We start from the raw sequence: 17,661 nt of genomic DNA, 5'->3' as shown, positions 1-17,661 counted from the left end.
CCCAGACTCGCAGACATGACCGACGACGGCACCGGCCTTCTCACCATCGGAGCGCTGTCCCGGAGCACGGGGCTGTCCGTCCGGACCATCCGCTACTGGTCGGACGAGGGCGCGCTGCCCCCGGTGGCCCGCTCGTCCGGCGGCTACCGGCTCTACGACGCCGGGTCCGTGGCCCGGCTGGAGCTGGTCCGCACCTTGCGCGAGCTGGGGCTCGGCCTGGACGACGTACGGGCGGTGCTGGCCGGCGGGACCACGGTGGCGGAGGTGGCGGCCGCGCACGTGGTCGCGCTGGACGCTCAGATCAGGTCCCTGAAGGTGACCCGGGCGGTGCTGTCGACCGTGGCGCGACGCGGCTCGACCGCGGAGGAGACGACACTCATGAACAGACTGGCCCGGCTCTCGGCCGCCGAACGCGGACGCATCGTGGACGACTTCATGGAGGAGACCTTCGGGGGCCTGGACACCGCGGACCCCGACATCAGGACCCGGCTGCGGTTCAGCGTCGGGGACCTGCCCGACGACCCCACCCCCGAGCAGGTGGACGCCTGGGTGGAGCTGGCGGAACTGATCCAGGACCCGGCCTTTCGCGCCAGGATGCGGGAGACGGTCGAGTTCAACGCGGCCGACCGGGGCCCGGACGTGGCGCCGGGCACGTCCCTGTGGTTCATGAGCCGGCTCGTGCAGCTCGCGGGCGAGGCGCTGGAGCGCGGTGTCGACCCCGCGTCCCCGGCGGCGGACGAGGTGCTCGGCGGGCTGCTCGGTGACGCGGACAGCGCCGTGCTGCTGGCCCGCGTCGAGTCCGCGGCGCACGCCGAGATGGCCCGCTTCCGGGAGTTGTGCGCCCGGGTCGGCGGTCTGGAACCGCTGTCGGCCCACCGTGCGGAGTTCGCCTGGGTGGTCGCCGCACTGCGGGCCCGCGCGGACCGTTAATCTGACCTCCGTACACAACGCAGTGACGCACGCAGTGATGCACGACGAAGGGGCGGACCGGGTGGCCGACATCGAGGAAGCACGCAAGCAGTTCGAGCGGATCGACACGGACGGTGACGGGTTCATCACCGCGGCCGAGTTCAAGACCGCGCTCGCCCAGGGCGGCGACTGGAACGTCACCGAGTCGGTGGCGGAGGTCATCATCGCCGCCCGCGACCTCAACGGCGACAAGCTCCTCTCGTTCGACGAGTTCTGGGTCCACCTGAACAAGTGACGCACCGCGAAGGGGCGCCCGCCGGTCATCCCGGCGGGCGCCCCTTCGGCGTCTCCCGACCCGGCGGGTACCCGTCGGCCCGGCCCGAAGCAGCCGGAGAGCGTGGTGTTTTCGGCCTCTTCACCCGGATGCCGCACAGCCCGGAATAGGGCATCCGCCCCCACGGTTGGTGATCCCCATCAGGAGCATCAACCCCGGAAGGGTCTGTCTCTCATGAAGATCGGCATTATCGGCGCGGGCAACATCGGCGGCAACCTCACCCGGCGGTTCACCGCCGCCGGGCACGACGTCTCCGTCGCCAACTCCCGCGGCCCCCAGACGCTCACCGCGCTCGCCGAGGAGACCGGGGCGACCCCCGTCACGGTCGAGGAGGCGGCGCGCGACGCCGAGATCGTGGTCGTCACGGTCCCCCTCAAGGCGGTCCCGAACCTGCCGGACGGCATCCTGGACGGAGCCGCCGAGGGCGTCGCCGTCATCGACACCGGCAACTACTACCCCCAGCAGCGCGACGGCCGGATCGACGCGATCGAGGACGACGGCCTCACCGAGAGCCGCTGGACCGCGCAGCAGATCGGGCACACGGTCGTGAAGGCCTTCAACGGCACCTACGCCCAGGACATCCTGGACCGCGCCCGCCCGGCCGGTGCCCCCGACCGCATGGCGCTCCCGGTGGCCGGTGACGACGCCGCGGCCAAGCAGCGGGTGCGCGACCTGATCGACGAGATCGGCTTCGACACCGTCGACGCGGGCGGCCTGGACGACTCCTGGCGCCAGCAGCCCGGCACCCCCGTCTACGGCCTCCAGGAGGGCCTGGACGCCGTCACGAAGGCCCTGTCCGAGGCGCCGAGGGAACGCCCGGCGGACTTCCGCGGCTGACCCGTAGGGCACGGCCCGGAGGTCAGACGATCTCCAGGGGCCGGTGCGGCCCGTCCGGCAGCTCCACCGTCACGGAGTCGCCGGGCCGCACCGGCCCGCCGGTGAGGACGACGCTCATGATCCCCGCCTTGAAGCGGACCGTGCCGTCCTCGCCCCGCCCGACGACCTGCTTCATGAGGCCCTTTCGGAAGGTGTCGATCTGGGCGCAGGGATTGCGCAGCCCGGTCACCTCGACGACGGCCTCCGCCCCCAGGTGCAGCCGCGTCCCGGTGGGCAGCCCCAGCAGGTCGACGCCCCGGGTCGTGACGTTCTCCCCGAGCTGACCGGCGGCGACCTCGAAACCCGCCGCGCGCACCTCGTCGAACAGTTCCTCGTGGATGAGGTGCACCTGCCGCAGGTTCACCTGCGAGGGGTCCTTCAGCATCCGGAAACGGTGCTTCACCGTCGTCCCGGCGTGCACGTCCCCCTCCACGCCGAGCCCGGCGAGGAGCGTGACGCCCTCACGGTTCGGCTTGGTGAAGGAGTACGTCCCGTTGCTGCTGACCGCAGCGACCGTCCCGCCCGTGTCGCCCATGTGTCCGCTCTCTTCCTTCCGCTCGGCCTACGCCCCGCTGGCCCAGGTGCGCAGCGCGGTCTTGCTCGCGAAGTCCGCCACATCCTTGTCCACCGGGTCGGACGTGTACTGGTGGAAGCGCCACTTCGCCTTGATGCGGGGCTTGCCCGCGGAGACGTAGTCGGCGATCCAGAGACCGTCGCCGGCGTACGAGGTGGTGTCGATGTTCAGCCAGAAGTTCCGGTTCGTGTAGAGCACCACCCGATGGTGCGGGCGCAGCTCCTTCACCTTGCGGATGAAGCGGTCCTTCTCCGAATTGCTCGCGTGGGTGCCCTCGCCGGTGGTCTCCCAGTCGACGGCGAGCAGGTCGCCCGCCTTCTCGGGGGCCTTGCCGACGAAGTACTCGGCCTGGGCGGTGATGTCGCCGGGCCACAGGAAGTGGTAGAAGCCCACGACGCACCCGGCGTCTCGGGCCGTCTTCACCTGGGCGGCGAGCTTCGGGTTGACGTACGAGCGGCCTTCGGTCGCCTTGATGAAGACGAACGACAGACCGTCGGTTCCGTACGCGGACGACTGGTAGGCGCTGACGTCGATGCCTCGCAGCATGGGGGGAGCCTCCGTGCAGAGGGCGGGCCACACAGCGTGGTGCCCGGGGTTCGTGGGGAACAACTGCCTTTCGAGTTCCCCGACTTCACCCGTGTCACCCTCGCACGGAGGAGTGACCCGTAGCCCGCGTACGCGATCAGCACTCGATGATGTTCACCGCGAGCCCGCCGCGGGCCGTCTCCTTGTACTTGACGCTCATGTCGGCGCCGGTCTCCTTCATGGTCTTGATGACCTTGTCGAGGGAGACCTTGTGGGAGCCGTCGCCGCGCATGGCCATCTTCGCGGCGGTCACGGCCTTCACGGCCGCCATGCCGTTGCGCTCGATGCAGGGGATCTGCACCAGGCCGCCGACCGGGTCGCAGGTCAGGCCGAGGTTGTGCTCCATGCCGATCTCGGCGGCGTTCTCCACCTGCTCGGGGCTGCAGCCGAGCACCTCGGCGAGAGCGCCGGCCGCCATCGAGCAGGCCGAGCCGACCTCGCCCTGGCAGCCGACCTCGGCGCCGGAGATGGACGCGTTCTCCTTGAAGAGCATGCCGATGGCACCGGCCGCGAGGAGGAACCGTACGACGCCCTCCTCGTCGGCGCCCGGCACGAAGTTTATGTAGTAGTGCAGCACCGCCGGGATGATGCCGGCCGCGCCGTTGGTCGGGGCGGTCACCACCCGGCCGCCCGCGGCGTTCTCCTCGTTGACCGCCATCGCGTAGAGGGTGATCCACTCCATCGCGTGGGCCAGCGGGTCGCCCTCCGCGCGCAGCTGGCGGGCCGAGACGGCGGCGCGCCGGCGGACCTTGAGACCGCCCGGCAGGATGCCCTCGCGGGCCATGCCGCGTGAGACGCACGCCTGCATCACGCGCCAGATGGCGAGGAGCCCCTCGCGGATCTCCTCCTCGGTGCGCCAGGCCCGCTCGTTCTCCAGCATCAGCGCGGAGATCGACAGGCCGGTCTCCTTCGTCAGCCGCAGCAGTTCGTCACCCGTGCGGAACGGGTACTTCAGGACGGTGTCGTCGAGCTTGATGCGGTCCTCGCCGACGGCGTCCTCGTCGACCACGAAGCCGCCGCCCACCGAGTAGTACGTCTTCTCCAGGACCAGCTCGCCGGCGGCGTCGTGGGCGAAGATCGTCATGCCGTTCGCGTGGTACGGCAGGGCCTTGCGGCGGTGCAGGATCAGGTCGTCGTCGAAGGAGAAGTCGATCTCGTGCTCGCCGAGCAGGCTGAGCCGCCCGGACGCCTTGATCTCCTCCACGCGGTCGTCGGCGCCCTCCACGTCGACCGTGCGCGGGGAGGCGCCCTCCAGGCCGAGCAGCACCGCCTTGGGGGTGCCGTGGCCGTGGCCGGTCGCGCCCAGCGAGCCGTACAGCTCGGCGCGTATCGAGGTGACCGGCTCCAGCAGCTCCTCGTTGCGCAGCCGCCGGGCGAACATGCGCGCGGCGCGCATCGGGCCCACCGTGTGGGAGCTGGACGGGCCGATACCGATCGAGAACAGGTCGAAGACCGAGATGGCCACGGGGAACTCCTTGGTGGTTTCGCCGGACGCCGTTGTCCGGCGGGGGTGGTGCGGGACCGCATGGGACGGGGCACCGCGCTGCTTCCAGTGTGCGCGGTGCCCCGGACGCCCGTACGGAACGAACCGTACGAACAAAAACCGTACGCCGTGAAAACGTACGAACAAAAACGTACGACCTGAAGCGTACGAAACTACTTCAGGCCGGGGTACAGCGGGTGCTTGTCGGCCAGAGCGGACACCCGGGCCTTGAGGGACTCGGCGTCGTAGGACGCCTTGAGCGCCTCGGCGATGATGTCGGCGACCTCGGTGAAGTCCTCGGTCGTGAACCCGCGGGTGGCGAGCGCCGGCGTGCCGATGCGCAGGCCGGAGGTGACCATCGGCGGACGCGGGTCGTTCGGGACGGCGTTGCGGTTGACCGTGATGCCGACCTCGTGGAGGCGGTCCTCGGCCTGCTGCCCGTCCAGCGCGGAGTTGCGCAGGTCGACGAGGACCAGGTGCACGTCCGTGCCGCCGGACAGCACGTCCACGCCCACGGCCTTCGCGTCGTCCTGGACCAGGCGCTCGGCCAGGATGCGCGCGCCGTCCAGCGTGCGCTGCTGGCGCTCCTTGAAGTCGTCCGTGGCGGCGACCTTGAAGGAGACGGCCTTGGCCGCGATCACGTGCTCCAGGGGGCCGCCCTGCTGACCGGGGAAGACCGCGGAGTTGATCTTCTTGGCCAGCTCGGCCGTCGAGAGGATCACGCCGCCGCGGGGGCCGCCGAGGGTCTTGTGGGTGGTCGTCGTGACGACGTGGGCGTGCGGCACCGGGTTCGGGTGCAGGCCCGCGGCCACCAGACCGGCGAAGTGCGCCATGTCGACCATGAGGTACGCGCCGACCTCGTCGGCGATCCGGCGGAACTCCGCGAAGTCGAGCTGACGCGGGTACGCGGACCAGCCAGCGACGATCAGCTTCGGGCGGGACTCCTTGGCGAGGCGCTCGACCTCGGCCATGTCGACCTGGCCGGTCGCGTCGTCCACGTGGTAGGCGACCACGTCGTAGAGCTTGCCGGAGAAGTTGATCTTCATGCCGTGGGTGAGGTGCCCGCCGTGCGCGAGGTTCAGACCCATGATCGTGTCGCCCGGCTTGAGCAGCGCGAACATCGCCGCCGCGTTGGCCTGGGCGCCCGAGTGCGGCTGCACGTTGGCGTGCTCGGCGCCGAACAGCGCCTTCACCCGGTCGATGGCGATCTGCTCGACGACGTCGACGTGCTCGCAGCCGCCGTAGTAGCGGCGGCCGGGATAGCCCTCGGCGTACTTGTTCGTCAGGACCGAGCCCTGGGCCTCCATGACCGCGACCGGAGCGAAGTTCTCCGAGGCGATCATCTCCAGGGTGGACTGCTGGCGGTGCAGCTCGGCGTCGACGGCGGCCGCGACGTCCGGGTCCAGCTCGTGCAGGGGGGTGTTCAGAAGCGACATGCGGTGACTCCTCAGCCGGCGGTGAAGGCGGCGTACTCGTCGGCGGACATCAGGTCCTCGGGCTCGTCGGCGACGCGGACCTTGAACAGCCAGCCGCCCTCGAAGGGGGCCGAGTTCACCAGCGACGGGTCGTCCACCACGTCCTGGTTGGCCTCGACGACCTCGCCGCCCACGGGGGAGTACAGGTCGCTGACCGACTTGGTCGACTCCAGCTCGCCGCAGGACTCGCCCGCGGTCACCGTGTCACCGACCTCGGGAAGCTGGGCGTAGACGACATCGCCGAGGGCGTTGGCCGCGAACTCGGTGATGCCCACGGTCGCGACGCCGTCCTCGGCGACGGACAGCCACTCGTGCTCCTTGCTGTAGCGGAGCTGCTGGGGGTTGCTCATGGCCTGAATTCTCCTGTACGCGGGGGAGTGCTGATGAATGGGGGAGTCCGTCACCCGGACGAGCCCGTCCGGGGGTGCCGTCCGGCGCCGCGGAAGGCCGCGACGCCCGTGGTCCGTGCGGGCCGGTGTCACGGCCTGCCGATGCGGACCAGTGTCACTTCCGGCGCTTGTAGAAGGGCAGCGCCACGACCTCGTAGGGCTCGTGGGTGCCCCGGATGTCCACACCGACACCGGTGGTGCCCGGCGCGGCGTGCGCGGCGTCGACGTACGCCATCGCGATCGGCTTGCCCAGCGTGGGAGACGGGGCGCCCGAGGTGATCTCGCCGACGACCTGGCCGTCGGAGACGACCGGGTACCCGGCGCGCGGCACACGACGCCCCTCGGCGATCAGGCCGACCAGCACCCGCGGCGGGTTCTGCTCGGCACGCTCGGCGGCCTCCTGGAGCGCGGTACGCCCCACGAAGTCGCCCTCCTTCTCGAACTTCACGACCCGCCCGAGGCCGGCGTCGAAGGGGGTCAGCGAGGTGGTGAGTTCGTGCCCGTACAGCGGCATGCCCGCTTCCAGGCGCAGCGTGTCGCGGCAGGACAGACCGCACGGGATCAGCCCGACGGGGGTACCCGCGTCGGTCAGCGCCTGCCACACCTTCTCGGCGTCGGCGGGCGCGACGAACAGCTCGAAGCCGTCCTCGCCCGTGTAGCCGGTACGCGCGATCAGCGCCGGGACGCCGGCGACGGTGCCCGGCAGGCCCGCGTAGTACTTCAGGCCGTCCAGGTCCGCGTCGGTGACCGACGCGAGGATGCCGGGGGACTCGGGCCCCTGCACGGCGATCAGCGCGTACGCGTCACGGTCGTCGCGCACCAGCGCGTCGAAACCGGCGGCGCGTTCGGTCAGCGCGTCCAGCACCACCTGGGCGTTGGAGGCGTTCGCCACGACCATGAACTCGTGCTCGGCCAGCCGGTAGACGATCAGGTCGTCCAGGATGCCGCCGTCCTCCTGGCAGATCATCGTGTAGCGGGCGCGGCCGACGCCCACGGTGGCGATGTTGCCGACCAGCGCGAAGGCGAGAAGTTCGGCGGCCTGCGGGCCGGTGACGGTGATCTCGCCCATGTGCGAGAGGTCGAAGAGCCCGGCCTTCGTGCGGACGGCCAGGTGCTCGTCGCGCTCCGAGCCGTAGCGCAGCGGCATGTCCCAGCCGGCGAAGTCGGTCATCGTCGCGCCCAGCGAGCGGTGCAGGGCGTCGAGCGCGGTGAGACGGGGGGTGGTGCTGCTCATCGGTGGGGCTCCCAAGGCATGACGGCGAGGTCGTTCCTCCCCATCTGTCATCGGAACCTGAGAGGTTCATCACGACCCCGCGAAACGGTGGTCCTGACTTGCACCTTGGGTGGAGCCACTGGAGAGCGGCCCGCTTTTCAGATGTGCCTCGCCCGCGCGGTAACGGGGCCTGAGAGATTCAAGGGAGGGACTTGCTCCTTCGGCGCCCGGGTACACGTACCCAGGACTCTCCCGCGCGGATTCAAGCGGCCGGTATGCAGTTGGCGCGGCCATCATTGCACGCCCCGTCCGATCAGGGCAGTCCGCATCTGTAACCGTGCTGTGGCAGTCCGCGCACCGAAACGGGAAGCGCCGCGCATTACCTTCTCTTTACACTCGACGGGGATGGGACTCCACATCCAAGGGGAGGACGGCCACGGTGAACAGGACCACGGTGTACGCGACGACCTCGGGTCTCGCGCTGCCCGAGCAGCCCGGCGCACCGGCCCGGGAGGCGTGCGGCCCGCTCCCGGCGGCCGTCGTCCGTGACCTGAGGGACCGCGCCGGGCACAGTCCGCACGGCCTGCGCTTCGGCGCCCGCGACCTCGTCGTGGTCACCGGACTGCCGGGCAGCGGCAAGTCGACCCTGATGCGGCGGGCCGTCGAGGGAGCGCGCGTCGACTCGCAGGACACCCGCGACCGCTGGGACGGCCGGATGGCCGGCCTGCTGCCGTACGCGGTCTACCGCCCCCTCGTCCGCCTCGCGCACTACGCCGGCCTGCGCCGGGCACTGCGCGGCGACGGGGGAGTCGTCGTGCACGACTGCGGCACCCAGACCTGGGTGCGCCGCTGGCTCGCCCGCGAGGCCCGCCGCCGGGGCGGCGCCCTGCACCTGCTGCTGCTCGACGTCACGGCGGACACCGCGCTGGACGGCCAGCGCGAGCGCGGCCGGGGCGTCTCGCGCTACGCGTTCGCGCGCCACCGCGGCGCCGTCGCCCGGCTGCTGCGTTCCGTGGAGCGGGGCGACCTGCCCGAGGGATGCGGTTCCGCGGTCCTCCTCGACCGGGAGGCGGCGGACGTGCTGCGCAGGATCGACTTCGGCCACTGACCGGCCGAGGCGCCCACCCCACTAACCTTTCCAGCCGGAACAGTGGTTCGAAGCAGGCGGTAGAGACAGATGGACTTCCCGGCACAGGCACACCCCCATCCGCACGGCGGCTGGCCCGGCAACGAACTGGAGGAGGTGCTGTCCGCGGCCCTCGGCATGGGCGGAGCCGCCTCGGCGGGCGCCCGCATCGTCGAGGTGCTCGGCCGCAGCTTCGTCTGGGTGCCGCTGCCCAGCGGCGGGGGCCCCGACAGCGGCCCGCTCGATCTGCCCACGATGGAGCTCGAAGGCCAGGTCTACGTGCCCGTCTTCAGCTCGGAGGAGCAGTTCCGGCAGGTCACCGGCGGCCACATGTCGTTCACCATCGCGCCCGCCGCGGAGTTCGCCCGCGGACTCCCGCCGCAGGTCGGCATCGCGGTGAACCCGGACGGCGTGGTCGGCGTGCCCCTGCCGCCGATCGCCGTCGCCGAGCTCTGCCGGGCCGGGCGGACCCCACTGGACGGACCGGCGAGCGGCGGCCGGGTGCGGCTCTTCGAACCCGACTGGCAGGAGGACCCGGTGGACTTCCTCGCCGCGGCCTCGGCCGAGTTCGCCGGGACCGGCGTCGTGCTGAGCGCCCGCCGCTGCCTGGCCAGCATCGAGGGCGACGCCCCGGTCATGTTCATCGGCGTCGAACTCTCCCTGTGGGAGGGCGAGGCCCGCACCCTGCCCCTCGACGCCCTCGGCCGTGCCCTCGGCCGCGTCCCCATGAACATCCCGGTGAACCTGGTCCTCCTCGACGTCACCCAGGACCCGGTGGGCGACTGGATGCGCGCCCAGGTCCGGCCCTTCTACCAGGCAGGTCACTGAACGGCCGCCCCACCGTGACGGAAAGGAGCACGCGACGGCGTCCCCCGGCGGAGGACGTTCGCCGCATAAGCTGGTTTCATGGCCCGGTCGAGGTGTTGACGCAGGTTCTCACCGGCACCTCAGGCGTAATGGATGAGTTCGTCGTGATTTGTTCGCGAAGGGGCGGTTGAAGGGTGAGCGCGTCGGGCACGGCCGCGGCCGGGCAGGTCGAGCACATGCTGCGCCAGGTGACGCCCGGGCGTTACGACGCCTACGAGGCGCTCCTTCGCGCGCTCGCGACCCCCTCGTCCGGCCAGGTGTGGATGCTCCTCTGGCACGGCCAGTCCGGCTCCCCCGACGCCCAGTACGGCAACATGCAGGTGGACGGCTTCGGTTACGCGCCCTGCGTCACCTCCGCCCAGGAGCTGTCGGCCAGCGGCTGGAACCGCTCGTACGAGGTCGTCGACGGCCTGGACGTGGCCCGCACCCTCTACCCCGACCACTTCGGTCTCTGGCTGAATCCGCACGCCCCCGGCGGTGGCCTCGGCATCCCCTGGCTCGATCTGCGCCGGATCGCCACCGGCCTGGAACGCCAGCCCGCGGGCCCGCTCCGGCTCTCCGAACCCGGCATCGAGATCCCGCAGTTCTACGCCCTGATCACCCAGAACGCGCATCTCACCCCGGCCGTCCGCTCGTTGCGCCGTGCCTGGGTGCAGCCCGCGCTCGGGGCGCCGTATCTCGCCATCGGCCTCGACGTGTACGACACCTCGCCGCCCGCCGTCGACTCGGTGCGGGCGATGATGCAGCAGTCGATCGGAGCCGTCCCGGAGGGGCTGCCCGTCTCGACGGTGGCGATGTCGGACGCGTTCGACCCGGTCGCGATGTGGCTGCGCGCCAACGCCCGGCCGTTCTACGACCGCGAGGCCCACGCGGCCCCCGCGCAGGCCCCGGTGGCGGGCGGCTACGGCTATCCGCCGGCCCGCGGCGGCTACTGAGACCGTCCCGCATCGCGGACCGGTCGTACGATCGTGCGAGCGCTGCTGGCATCATGACCTCGCACACGGCCTTCCAGTGCCGTACGCATGATGGTGCTGACCTGCGGGGGAGCAGGCACATGGGGTGGTTGTCCCGATTCGGGACCATTTAAGACCAAAAGGATCAGCGTGGACCCTTCACGCCCAACTGCCCCTCGTCCGGCTCGCGTTACCCACTGTTCGGATAACGGAATCCCCCTACAAGCATCACGGTTGCGCATACTTTCTCCATGAGACCTGGCACGTGATCGTGGCGGCACTGAAGACTCGCCCATCAGACACGGGGTCATCGATCCCGTGAGCGAGTGCAAGTCGAACGATCAGCCGGATTTCCGGGCCGCATCATCTGCGGCCGGCTTCCCGGCGAGCAAGTGAACCAAGCCGCAGACAGCGGCAGGCGTAGGCCGGTCACCACCGGCGAGAAGGGTCGGGTCACTGTGACCGCACCGATCGAGACCACCGGGGCGGCGACGGAAGTTCAGCCAGAGGCTGTGCTCGCCGGAGTCGACAAGGGGCAGATCGAGGGTCGTTCCCTGGGACAGATCGCCTGGACGCGCTTCAAGCGCGACAGAGTGGCGGTCGCCGGCGGTGTCATCGTCGTGCTGCTCATCCTGCTGGCCGTGCTCGCCCGGCCCGTGCAGGCGATGTTCGGGCTGGACCCGAACGCCTTCCACCAGGACCTGATCGACCCCAACACCTCGCTGCCCAAGGGCGGGTTCGGCGGAATGAGCTGGGATCACCCGCTCGGCGTCGACCCGAAGTTCGGGCGCGACATCGCCACCCGTGTCCTCGAGGGCTCCTGGGTCTCCCTGGTGGTCGCCTTCGGCGCCACCATCCTGTCGAACGTGATCGGCGCGATCCTCGGCGTCGTCGCGGGCTACTACGGCGGGCGCGTCGACGCGGTCATCAGCCGCCTGATGGACACGTTCCTCGCCTTCCCCCTCCTGCTCTTCGCGATCGCCATCTCCGCCACCCTGCAGGGCGGCGCGTTCGGCCTCGAAGGGCTCCCGCTCCACCTGAGCGTGCTGATCTTCGTGATCGGCTTCTTCAACTGGCCCTACCTGGGCCGTATCGTCCGAGGCCAGACGCTCGCCCTGCGCGAGCGGGAGTTCGTGGACGCCTCCCGGGGCATGGGGGCCAGGGGCCCGTACATCCTGTTCCGGGAACTGCTGCCCAACCTGGTCGGCCCGATCATCGTCTACTCGACGCTGCTCATCCCGACCAACATCCTCTTCGAGGCGTCCCTGAGCTTCCTCGGGGTCGGCATCCAGCCCCCGCAGGCGTCCTGGGGCGGCATGCTCAGGGAAGCGGTCACCTACTACGAGGTCGACCCGCAGTTCATGATCGTGCCCGGCCTCGCCATCTTCGTGACCGTCCTGGCGTTCAACCTGCTGGGTGACGGTCTCCGCGACGCTCTCGACCCGCGCAGTCGCTGATGCCTGACGCGCACCGAGAGATCCACAAGTTTCCGACAATGGAGGGGAACCCGCCCATCATGCGAAGGTCAGCGCTGGCCGCAATTGCGGCCATCGGCTCCGCGAGTCTGCTCGTAGCAGGCTGCAGCAAGGCCGATGACAACAAGAACACCGACAACACGAAGTCAGCTGGGGCCAACGCAGCGACCACGGACGTCGTCAACGCCTCCACCCAGAAGGGGGGCACGGTCACGTACGAGTACTCCGACGTGCCGGACTCCTTCGACCCGGGCAACACGTACTACGCGTACATGTACAACCTCTCGCGTCTGTACGCCCGTCCCCTGATGACGTTCCAGCCCGGCGCCGGCGAGAAGGGCAACACCCTTGTCCCCGACCTCGCGGCCGGCAAGGGTGTCCCGAGCGACGGCGGCAAGACCTGGACGTACAAGCTGCGGACGGGCCTGAAGTACCAGGACGGCTCCGCGATCACGTCCAAGGACGTGAAGTACGCCGTCGAGCGCTCGAACTTCGCGCGTGACGTCCTCTCCCTCGGCCCGAACTACTTCCAGCAGTTCCTCGTGGGCGGCGACAAGTACAAGGGTCCCTACAAGGACAAGAGCGGCAAGGGCCTCTCGTCCATCGAGACCCCGGACGACACCACGGTCGTCTTCCACCTGAAGACCGCGTTCCAGGAGTTCGACTACCTGGTTGCCTCGCCGCAGACCGCTCCGGTCCCGCAGGCGAAGGACAACGGCGTCGACTACGTCAAGAACATCGTGTCCTCGGGCTCGTACAAGTTCCAGAGCTACTCCGACGGCAAGCAGGCCGTCCTCGTGCGCAACGAGAACTGGGACGCGAAGACCGACCCGCTGCGCAAGCAGTACCCGGCGAAGATCGTCGTCAACCTGAAGGTCAACGCCGAGACGATCGACAAGGACGTCCTCGCGGGCGACGCGATCGACCTCGGTGGCGGCGGTGTCCAGGCCGCGACCCAGGCGCAGCTGCTCAGCTCGGCCGACAAGAAGGCCGGCACGGACAACACCTACGGTGGCCGACTCGTCTACATGGCGATCAACACCAAGGTGAAGCCGTTCGACAAGGTCGAGTGCCGCAAGGCCGTGCAGTTCGCGATCGACAAGGTCTCGGTGCAGACCGCCGAGGGCGGCCCCATCCGCGGCGACGTCGCCTCCACCGTTCTCCCGCCCGACATCCCGGGCTACGCCAAGTCGGACGTCTACGCGTCCGCCGGCAACAAGGGTGACGCGGCCAAGGCCAAGGACCAGCTCAAGGCCTGCGGCAAGACGGCCATCAACACGAACATCTCCGCGCGCAGCGACCGCCCGCAGGAGATCGACGCGGCCACCGCGATCATCAACTCGCTGAAGAAGGTCGGCATCAACGCCAGCCTGAAGCAGTACCCGTCGGGCAAGTACTTCACCGACTACGCGGGTGTCCCGAAGTTCACCGAGAAGAACAACATCGGTCTGATCATGATGCAGTGGGGTGCCGACTGGCCCTCGGGCTACGGCTTCCTGCAGCAGATCCTGAACGGCAGCGCCATCGGCGCCTCGGGTAACACCAACCTGTCGCAGTACGACAACAAGGAAGTCAACTCGCTTCTCGAGAAGGCCATCGGCACGCAGGACGACACCGCGCGCAACAGCCTCTACACCGAGATCGACAAGAAGACCATGGACGACGCCGTCCTCGTTCCGCTGACCTACTTCAAGGTGCTCCTGGCCCGCCCGAAGTACGCCACGAACCTGGTCTCCACGGCTGCCTTCAGCGGTCAGTACGACTACCTCAACATCGGCACCACGAAGAAGTAGTAGCCCCGGAAGGCAGGTGAAGGCATTGGTGCCCGCGGGCTCAGCCCGCGGGCACCAGCGCCGATCCCCGTGATCTCGTACATCCTCCGTCGGACGGCAGCGGCAGCGATCCTGCTCCTGGTCGTCTCCGCGGTCACCTTCGCCATCTTCTTCCTGCTCCCCAGACTGGCCGGTCAGACCCCCGACCAGCTGGCCCAGCAGTACATCGGGAAGAGCCCGTCGAAGGCCGACATTCTCGCGGTCAAGCACAACCTCGGTCTGGACCAGCCCGTCTACGTCCAGTACTGGCACTTCATCAAGGGGATCGTCAGCGGCGCCACCTATGACCTCGGCCCCACCACGGCACACTGCAGCGCGCCGTGCTTCGGGTACTCCTTCAAGACCCACCAGGCGGTCTGGCCGCAGCTCACCTCCCGCCTTCCGATCACTCTCTCGCTGGCCGCCGGCGCTGCTGTCCTGTGGCTGGTCTCGGGTGTGGTCGTCGGCGTGATCTCCGCGCTGAAGCCCCGCTCGGTCTTCGACCGCACCTTCATGGGCGTCGCGCTAGCCGGTGTCTCGCTGCCCATGTTCTTCACGGGCAACCTGGCGCTGCTGCTCTTCACCTACCAGTGGCCGATCTTCGGTCGCGTCTACGTACCGTTCACCGAGAACCCGGCACAGTGGGCCAACACCCTCTTCCCGGCCTGGTGTTCACTCGCTCTGCTGTACTCCGCCATCTACGCGCGGCTCACCCGCTCGGGCATGCTGGAGACGATGAACGAGGACTTCATCCGCACGGCCCGCGCCAAGGGTCTGCGGGAGCGCAGGGTGGTGGTCCGGCACGGACTGCGTGCCGCGCTCACTCCGATCATCACGGTCTTCGGCATGGACCTCGGCCTGCTGCTCGGCGGTGCCGTGATCACCGAGACGGTGTTCTCGCTGCACGGCGTCGGCGAATACGCGGTGGACGGCATCACCGACAACGACCTGCCGCCCATCCTCGGCGTGACCCTCCTCGCCGCCTTCTTCGTCGTCATCGCAAATCTCCTGGTGGACCTGCTCTACGCGGCCGCCGACCCGCGGGTGAGGCTCTCGTGACCGAACTGTCCAAGACCGGCGCCGCGGTCGGCGAGCCCGTCTCCTCCCCCTCGAACGCCCCGCGCTCCTTCCTCGAAGTACGCGACCTCAAGGTGCACTTCCCGACCGACGACGGTCTGGTCAAGTCCGTCGACGGCCTGACCTTCTCGGTGGAGAAGGGCAAGACCCTCTCCATCGTGGGCGAGTCCGGCTCCGGCAAGTCCGTCACCTCGCTGGCGATCATGGGCCTGCACCGGCTCGGCGCACGCGGCAAGAACGTCCAGATGTCCGGCGAGATCTGGCTGGACGGCAAGGAACTGGTCAACGCCGACCCGGACGAGGTGCGCAAGCTCCGCGGCCGCGAGATGGCGATGATCTTCCAGGACCCGCTGTCCGCGATGCACCCGTACTACACGATCGGCAACCAGATCGTGGAGGCGTACCGCGTCCACCACAAGGTCGACAAGAAGACCGCCCGCAGGCGGGCGATCGAGATGCTCGACCGGGTGGGCATCCCGGAGCCGGCCAAGCGCGCCGACAGCTACCCGCACGAGTTCTCCGGCGGTATGCGGCAGCGCGCGATGATCGCCATGGCGCTCGTCAACAACCCTGAGCTGCTCATAGCGGACGAGCCGACGACCGCCCTCGACGTCACCGTCCAGGCGCAGATCCTCGACCTCATCCGTGATCTGCAGAAGGAGTTCGGCTCCGCGGTCGTCCTCATCACCCACGACCTCGGCGTGGTCGCCGAGATCGCCGACGAGGTGCTGGTGATGTACGGCGGCCGCTGCGTGGAGCGCGGTACCGTCGAGCGGATCTTCGAGCAGCCGCAGCACCCCTACACCTGGGGTCTGCTCGGCTCGATGCCGCGGATCGACCGCGAGACCTCCGACCGGCTCATCCCGGTCAAGGGCCAGCCGCCGAGCCTCATCAACGTCCCGTCGGGCTGCGCCTTCCACCCGCGCTGCCCGTACGCGGACCTGCCCAAGGGCGATGTCACCCGTACCGTGCGCCCCGAACTGCAGCTGATCGGCAGCGGCCACTACACCGCCTGCCACCTCTCGCAGGAGGACCGCACGCGGATCTGGACCGAAGAGATTGCGCCGAAGCTGTGAGTGAGACGAAGAAGACGGACGCCGCCGACGCGGTGATCCCGCAGCAGGCAGCGTCGTCCGACGACCGCGCGGCCTCCGCGAAGTCGCCGGACGACCGCGAGGTCCTGCTGCGGGTCCAGGGGCTGAAGAAGCACTTCCCCATCCGCAAGGGTGTTCTTCAGCGCCAGGTCGCCGCGGTCAAGGCGGTCGACGGCATCGACTTCGAGGTCCGCAAGGGCGAGACGCTCGGCGTCGTCGGTGAGTCCGGCTGCGGCAAGTCGACCATGGGCCGGGTCATCACCCGCCTCCAGGACCCGACCGGCGGCAGCATCGAGTTCGAGGGCCAGGACATCACCCGGCTCAGCGCCTCGGGGATGCGTCCGCTGCGCCGCGACATTCAGATGATCTTCCAGGACCCGTACGGGTCGCTGAACCCCCGTCACACCATCGGCTCGATCGTCTCGGCGCCCTTCCGGCTGCAGAGCGTCACGCCCGAGGGCGGTGTGAAGCGGGAGGTCCAGCGGCTCCTGGAGCTGGTGGGTCTGAGCCCCGAGCACTACAACCGCTACCCGCACGAGTTCTCCGGCGGCCAGCGCCAGCGCATCGGCATCGCCCGCGCGCTCGCGCTGAAGCCGAAGCTGGTCGTGGCGGACGAGCCGGTCTCGGCCCTCGACGTGTCGATCCAGGCGCAGGTCGTGAATCTGATGGACGACCTGCAGTCCGAGCTCGGTCTCACGTACGTGATCATCGCGCACGACCTCTCCGTCGTCCGCCATGTCTCGGACCGCATCGCGGTGATGTACCTCGGCAAGATCGTCGAACTCGCCGACCGCACCTCGCTGTACGAGGCGCCGATGCACCCGTACACCAAGGCCCTGATGTCGGCCGTGCCGGTGCCGGACCCCAAGCGCCGGGGCGCCAAGAGCGAGCGGATCCTGCTCAAGGGCGATGTTCCCTCGCCGATCTCGCCCCCGAGCGGCTGCCGCTTCCACACCCGGTGCTGGAAGGCCACGGAGATCTGCAAGACGACCGAGCCGCCGCTCATCGAGCTGAGGCCCGGTCAGCAGGTCGCCTGCCACCACCCGGAGAACTTCGAGGACCAGGCTCCTCAGGACACCGTGCTGCTGTCGGCGGCGCGGGAGGCTGTCGAGCTCGTGGGCGAAGCGGTGCTGGGGGAGTCGGCCGCGGCGCCCGTCGCCGTGGCGGAGCCCGAGCCCTCGGCGGTCCCCGCGGAGAAGTCCGTGAAGCCCGCGCAGGACGACACGGTCACCGAGGCGCCCGAGGCGGCTGCGGTGCCCGAGGCGGCCGACGCGGCGGAGGACGACAAGAAGTAGCGTCCTCGGCTGTCAGGAGTCACCGGCCTCCAGCCCGTGACGACTTGGCAAAGTCATGAACATGCCCGAACGGGAGCGTGCAGAGTCCTGCGTGTCCGTCTGATCGAATCTGATCGGCACACGTA

17 protein-coding genes and 1 riboswitch are annotated in these 17,661 nt (G+C 69.5%); of the genes, 11 read left to right on the top strand and 6 right to left on the bottom strand.

All coding sequences use genetic code 11. From position 1 onward, the window contains the following. Positions 1 to 15 precede the first annotated feature (15 nt). The 3 genes from AB0C62_RS12340 to AB0C62_RS12330 all read left to right on the top strand — a co-directional run bounded on the left by AB0C62_RS12340 (position 16) and on the right by AB0C62_RS12330 (position 2,080). Positions 16 to 930 (top strand): MerR family transcriptional regulator, encoded by a 915-nt coding sequence (locus AB0C62_RS12340; RefSeq protein WP_362972134.1) that lies wholly within the window; start codon positions 16 to 18, stop codon positions 928 to 930. 61 nt (positions 931 to 991) lie between these two features. Continuing rightward, positions 992 to 1,204, top strand: a complete 213-nt coding sequence (locus AB0C62_RS12335; RefSeq protein ID WP_362972189.1) for an EF-hand domain-containing protein — start codon at positions 992 to 994, stop codon at positions 1,202 to 1,204. Between the two features lie 102 nt (positions 1,205 to 1,306). Further along, positions 1,307 to 2,080 carry an NAD(P)-binding domain-containing protein gene (locus AB0C62_RS12330; RefSeq protein ID WP_362972132.1) on the top strand — a complete coding sequence of 258 codons (774 nt, stop codon included), beginning with the start codon at positions 1,307 to 1,309 and terminating at the stop codon, positions 2,078 to 2,080. A gap of 22 nt (positions 2,081 to 2,102) precedes the next feature. Here AB0C62_RS12330 and AB0C62_RS12325 read toward each other — a convergent pair whose 3' ends face one another. The 6 genes from AB0C62_RS12325 to gcvT all read right to left on the bottom strand — a co-directional run bounded on the left by AB0C62_RS12325 (position 2,103) and on the right by gcvT (position 7,859). After that, a complete protein-coding gene (locus AB0C62_RS12325; RefSeq protein WP_362972130.1) occupies positions 2,103 to 2,654 on the bottom strand; it encodes an MOSC domain-containing protein in 552 nt (183 codons plus the stop codon). A 27-nt stretch (positions 2,655 to 2,681) separates the two neighbouring features. Next, complete coding sequence (locus AB0C62_RS12320; RefSeq protein WP_362972128.1) at positions 2,682 to 3,239, bottom strand: glycoside hydrolase family 25 protein; 558 nt, start codon at positions 3,237 to 3,239, stop codon at positions 2,682 to 2,684. A 136-nt stretch (positions 3,240 to 3,375) separates the two neighbouring features. Then, a complete protein-coding gene (locus AB0C62_RS12315; RefSeq protein ID WP_362972126.1) occupies positions 3,376 to 4,743 on the bottom strand; it encodes an L-serine ammonia-lyase in 1,368 nt (455 codons plus the stop codon). A gap of 191 nt (positions 4,744 to 4,934) precedes the next feature. Continuing rightward, positions 4,935 to 6,197, bottom strand: a complete 1,263-nt coding sequence (gene glyA, locus AB0C62_RS12310) for a serine hydroxymethyltransferase (protein ID WP_362972124.1) — start codon at positions 6,195 to 6,197, stop codon at positions 4,935 to 4,937. A gap of 11 nt (positions 6,198 to 6,208) precedes the next feature. Next, positions 6,209 to 6,586, bottom strand: coding sequence for a glycine cleavage system protein GcvH (gene gcvH / locus AB0C62_RS12305; protein WP_081219542.1), 378 nt, complete (start codon positions 6,584 to 6,586; stop codon positions 6,209 to 6,211). A gap of 154 nt (positions 6,587 to 6,740) precedes the next feature. Continuing rightward, a complete protein-coding gene (gene gcvT / locus AB0C62_RS12300) occupies positions 6,741 to 7,859 on the bottom strand; it encodes a glycine cleavage system aminomethyltransferase GcvT (RefSeq protein ID WP_362972122.1) in 1,119 nt (372 codons plus the stop codon). Between the two features lie 147 nt (positions 7,860 to 8,006). After that, a riboswitch (glycine riboswitch) is annotated at positions 8,007 to 8,103 on the bottom strand. Between the two features lie 174 nt (positions 8,104 to 8,277). Here gcvT and AB0C62_RS12295 point away from each other — a divergent pair. The 8 genes from AB0C62_RS12295 to AB0C62_RS12260 all read left to right on the top strand — a co-directional run bounded on the left by AB0C62_RS12295 (position 8,278) and on the right by AB0C62_RS12260 (position 17,536). Beyond that, positions 8,278 to 8,946, top strand: coding sequence for an AAA family ATPase (locus tag AB0C62_RS12295; RefSeq protein WP_362972120.1), 669 nt, complete (start codon positions 8,278 to 8,280; stop codon positions 8,944 to 8,946). A gap of 69 nt (positions 8,947 to 9,015) precedes the next feature. Then, the gene (locus AB0C62_RS12290) at positions 9,016 to 9,792 is read left to right on the top strand and encodes an enhanced serine sensitivity protein SseB (protein WP_081219545.1); all 777 of its coding nucleotides are present in this window, start codon (positions 9,016 to 9,018) and stop codon (positions 9,790 to 9,792) included. Positions 9,793 to 9,965: 173 nt separating this feature from the next. After that, on the top strand, positions 9,966 to 10,766 hold the full coding sequence (locus AB0C62_RS12285) for an enhanced serine sensitivity protein SseB C-terminal domain-containing protein (protein ID WP_081219546.1): 801 nt from the start codon (positions 9,966 to 9,968) through the stop codon (positions 10,764 to 10,766). Between the two features lie 476 nt (positions 10,767 to 11,242). Beyond that, the gene (locus AB0C62_RS12280) at positions 11,243 to 12,241 is read left to right on the top strand and encodes an ABC transporter permease (RefSeq protein ID WP_081219547.1); all 999 of its coding nucleotides are present in this window, start codon (positions 11,243 to 11,245) and stop codon (positions 12,239 to 12,241) included. 59 nt (positions 12,242 to 12,300) lie between these two features. Then, positions 12,301 to 14,052 (top strand): ABC transporter substrate-binding protein, encoded by a 1,752-nt coding sequence (locus tag AB0C62_RS12275; protein WP_362972117.1) that lies wholly within the window; start codon positions 12,301 to 12,303, stop codon positions 14,050 to 14,052. A gap of 69 nt (positions 14,053 to 14,121) precedes the next feature. After that, positions 14,122 to 15,129 carry an ABC transporter permease gene (locus AB0C62_RS12270; RefSeq protein WP_362618197.1) on the top strand — a complete coding sequence of 336 codons (1,008 nt, stop codon included), beginning with the start codon at positions 14,122 to 14,124 and terminating at the stop codon, positions 15,127 to 15,129. Beyond that, positions 15,126 to 16,223 (top strand): ABC transporter ATP-binding protein, encoded by a 1,098-nt coding sequence (locus AB0C62_RS12265; RefSeq protein ID WP_081219550.1) that lies wholly within the window; start codon positions 15,126 to 15,128, stop codon positions 16,221 to 16,223. Before AB0C62_RS12270 ends, AB0C62_RS12265 begins: the two co-directional genes overlap by 4 nt. After that, positions 16,220 to 17,536, top strand: coding sequence for a dipeptide ABC transporter ATP-binding protein (locus tag AB0C62_RS12260; RefSeq protein ID WP_362972115.1), 1,317 nt, complete (start codon positions 16,220 to 16,222; stop codon positions 17,534 to 17,536). Before AB0C62_RS12265 ends, AB0C62_RS12260 begins: the two co-directional genes overlap by 4 nt. Positions 17,537 to 17,661: the final 125 nt, after the last annotated feature.

Source organism: Streptomyces sp. NPDC048643 (genome assembly GCF_040650615.1).
Classification (GTDB): Bacteria; Actinomycetota; Actinomycetes; order Streptomycetales; family Streptomycetaceae; genus Streptomyces.
The sequence above is the reverse complement of the archived record's forward strand: the minus strand, read 5'-3'. Positions and strand labels throughout refer to the sequence as shown.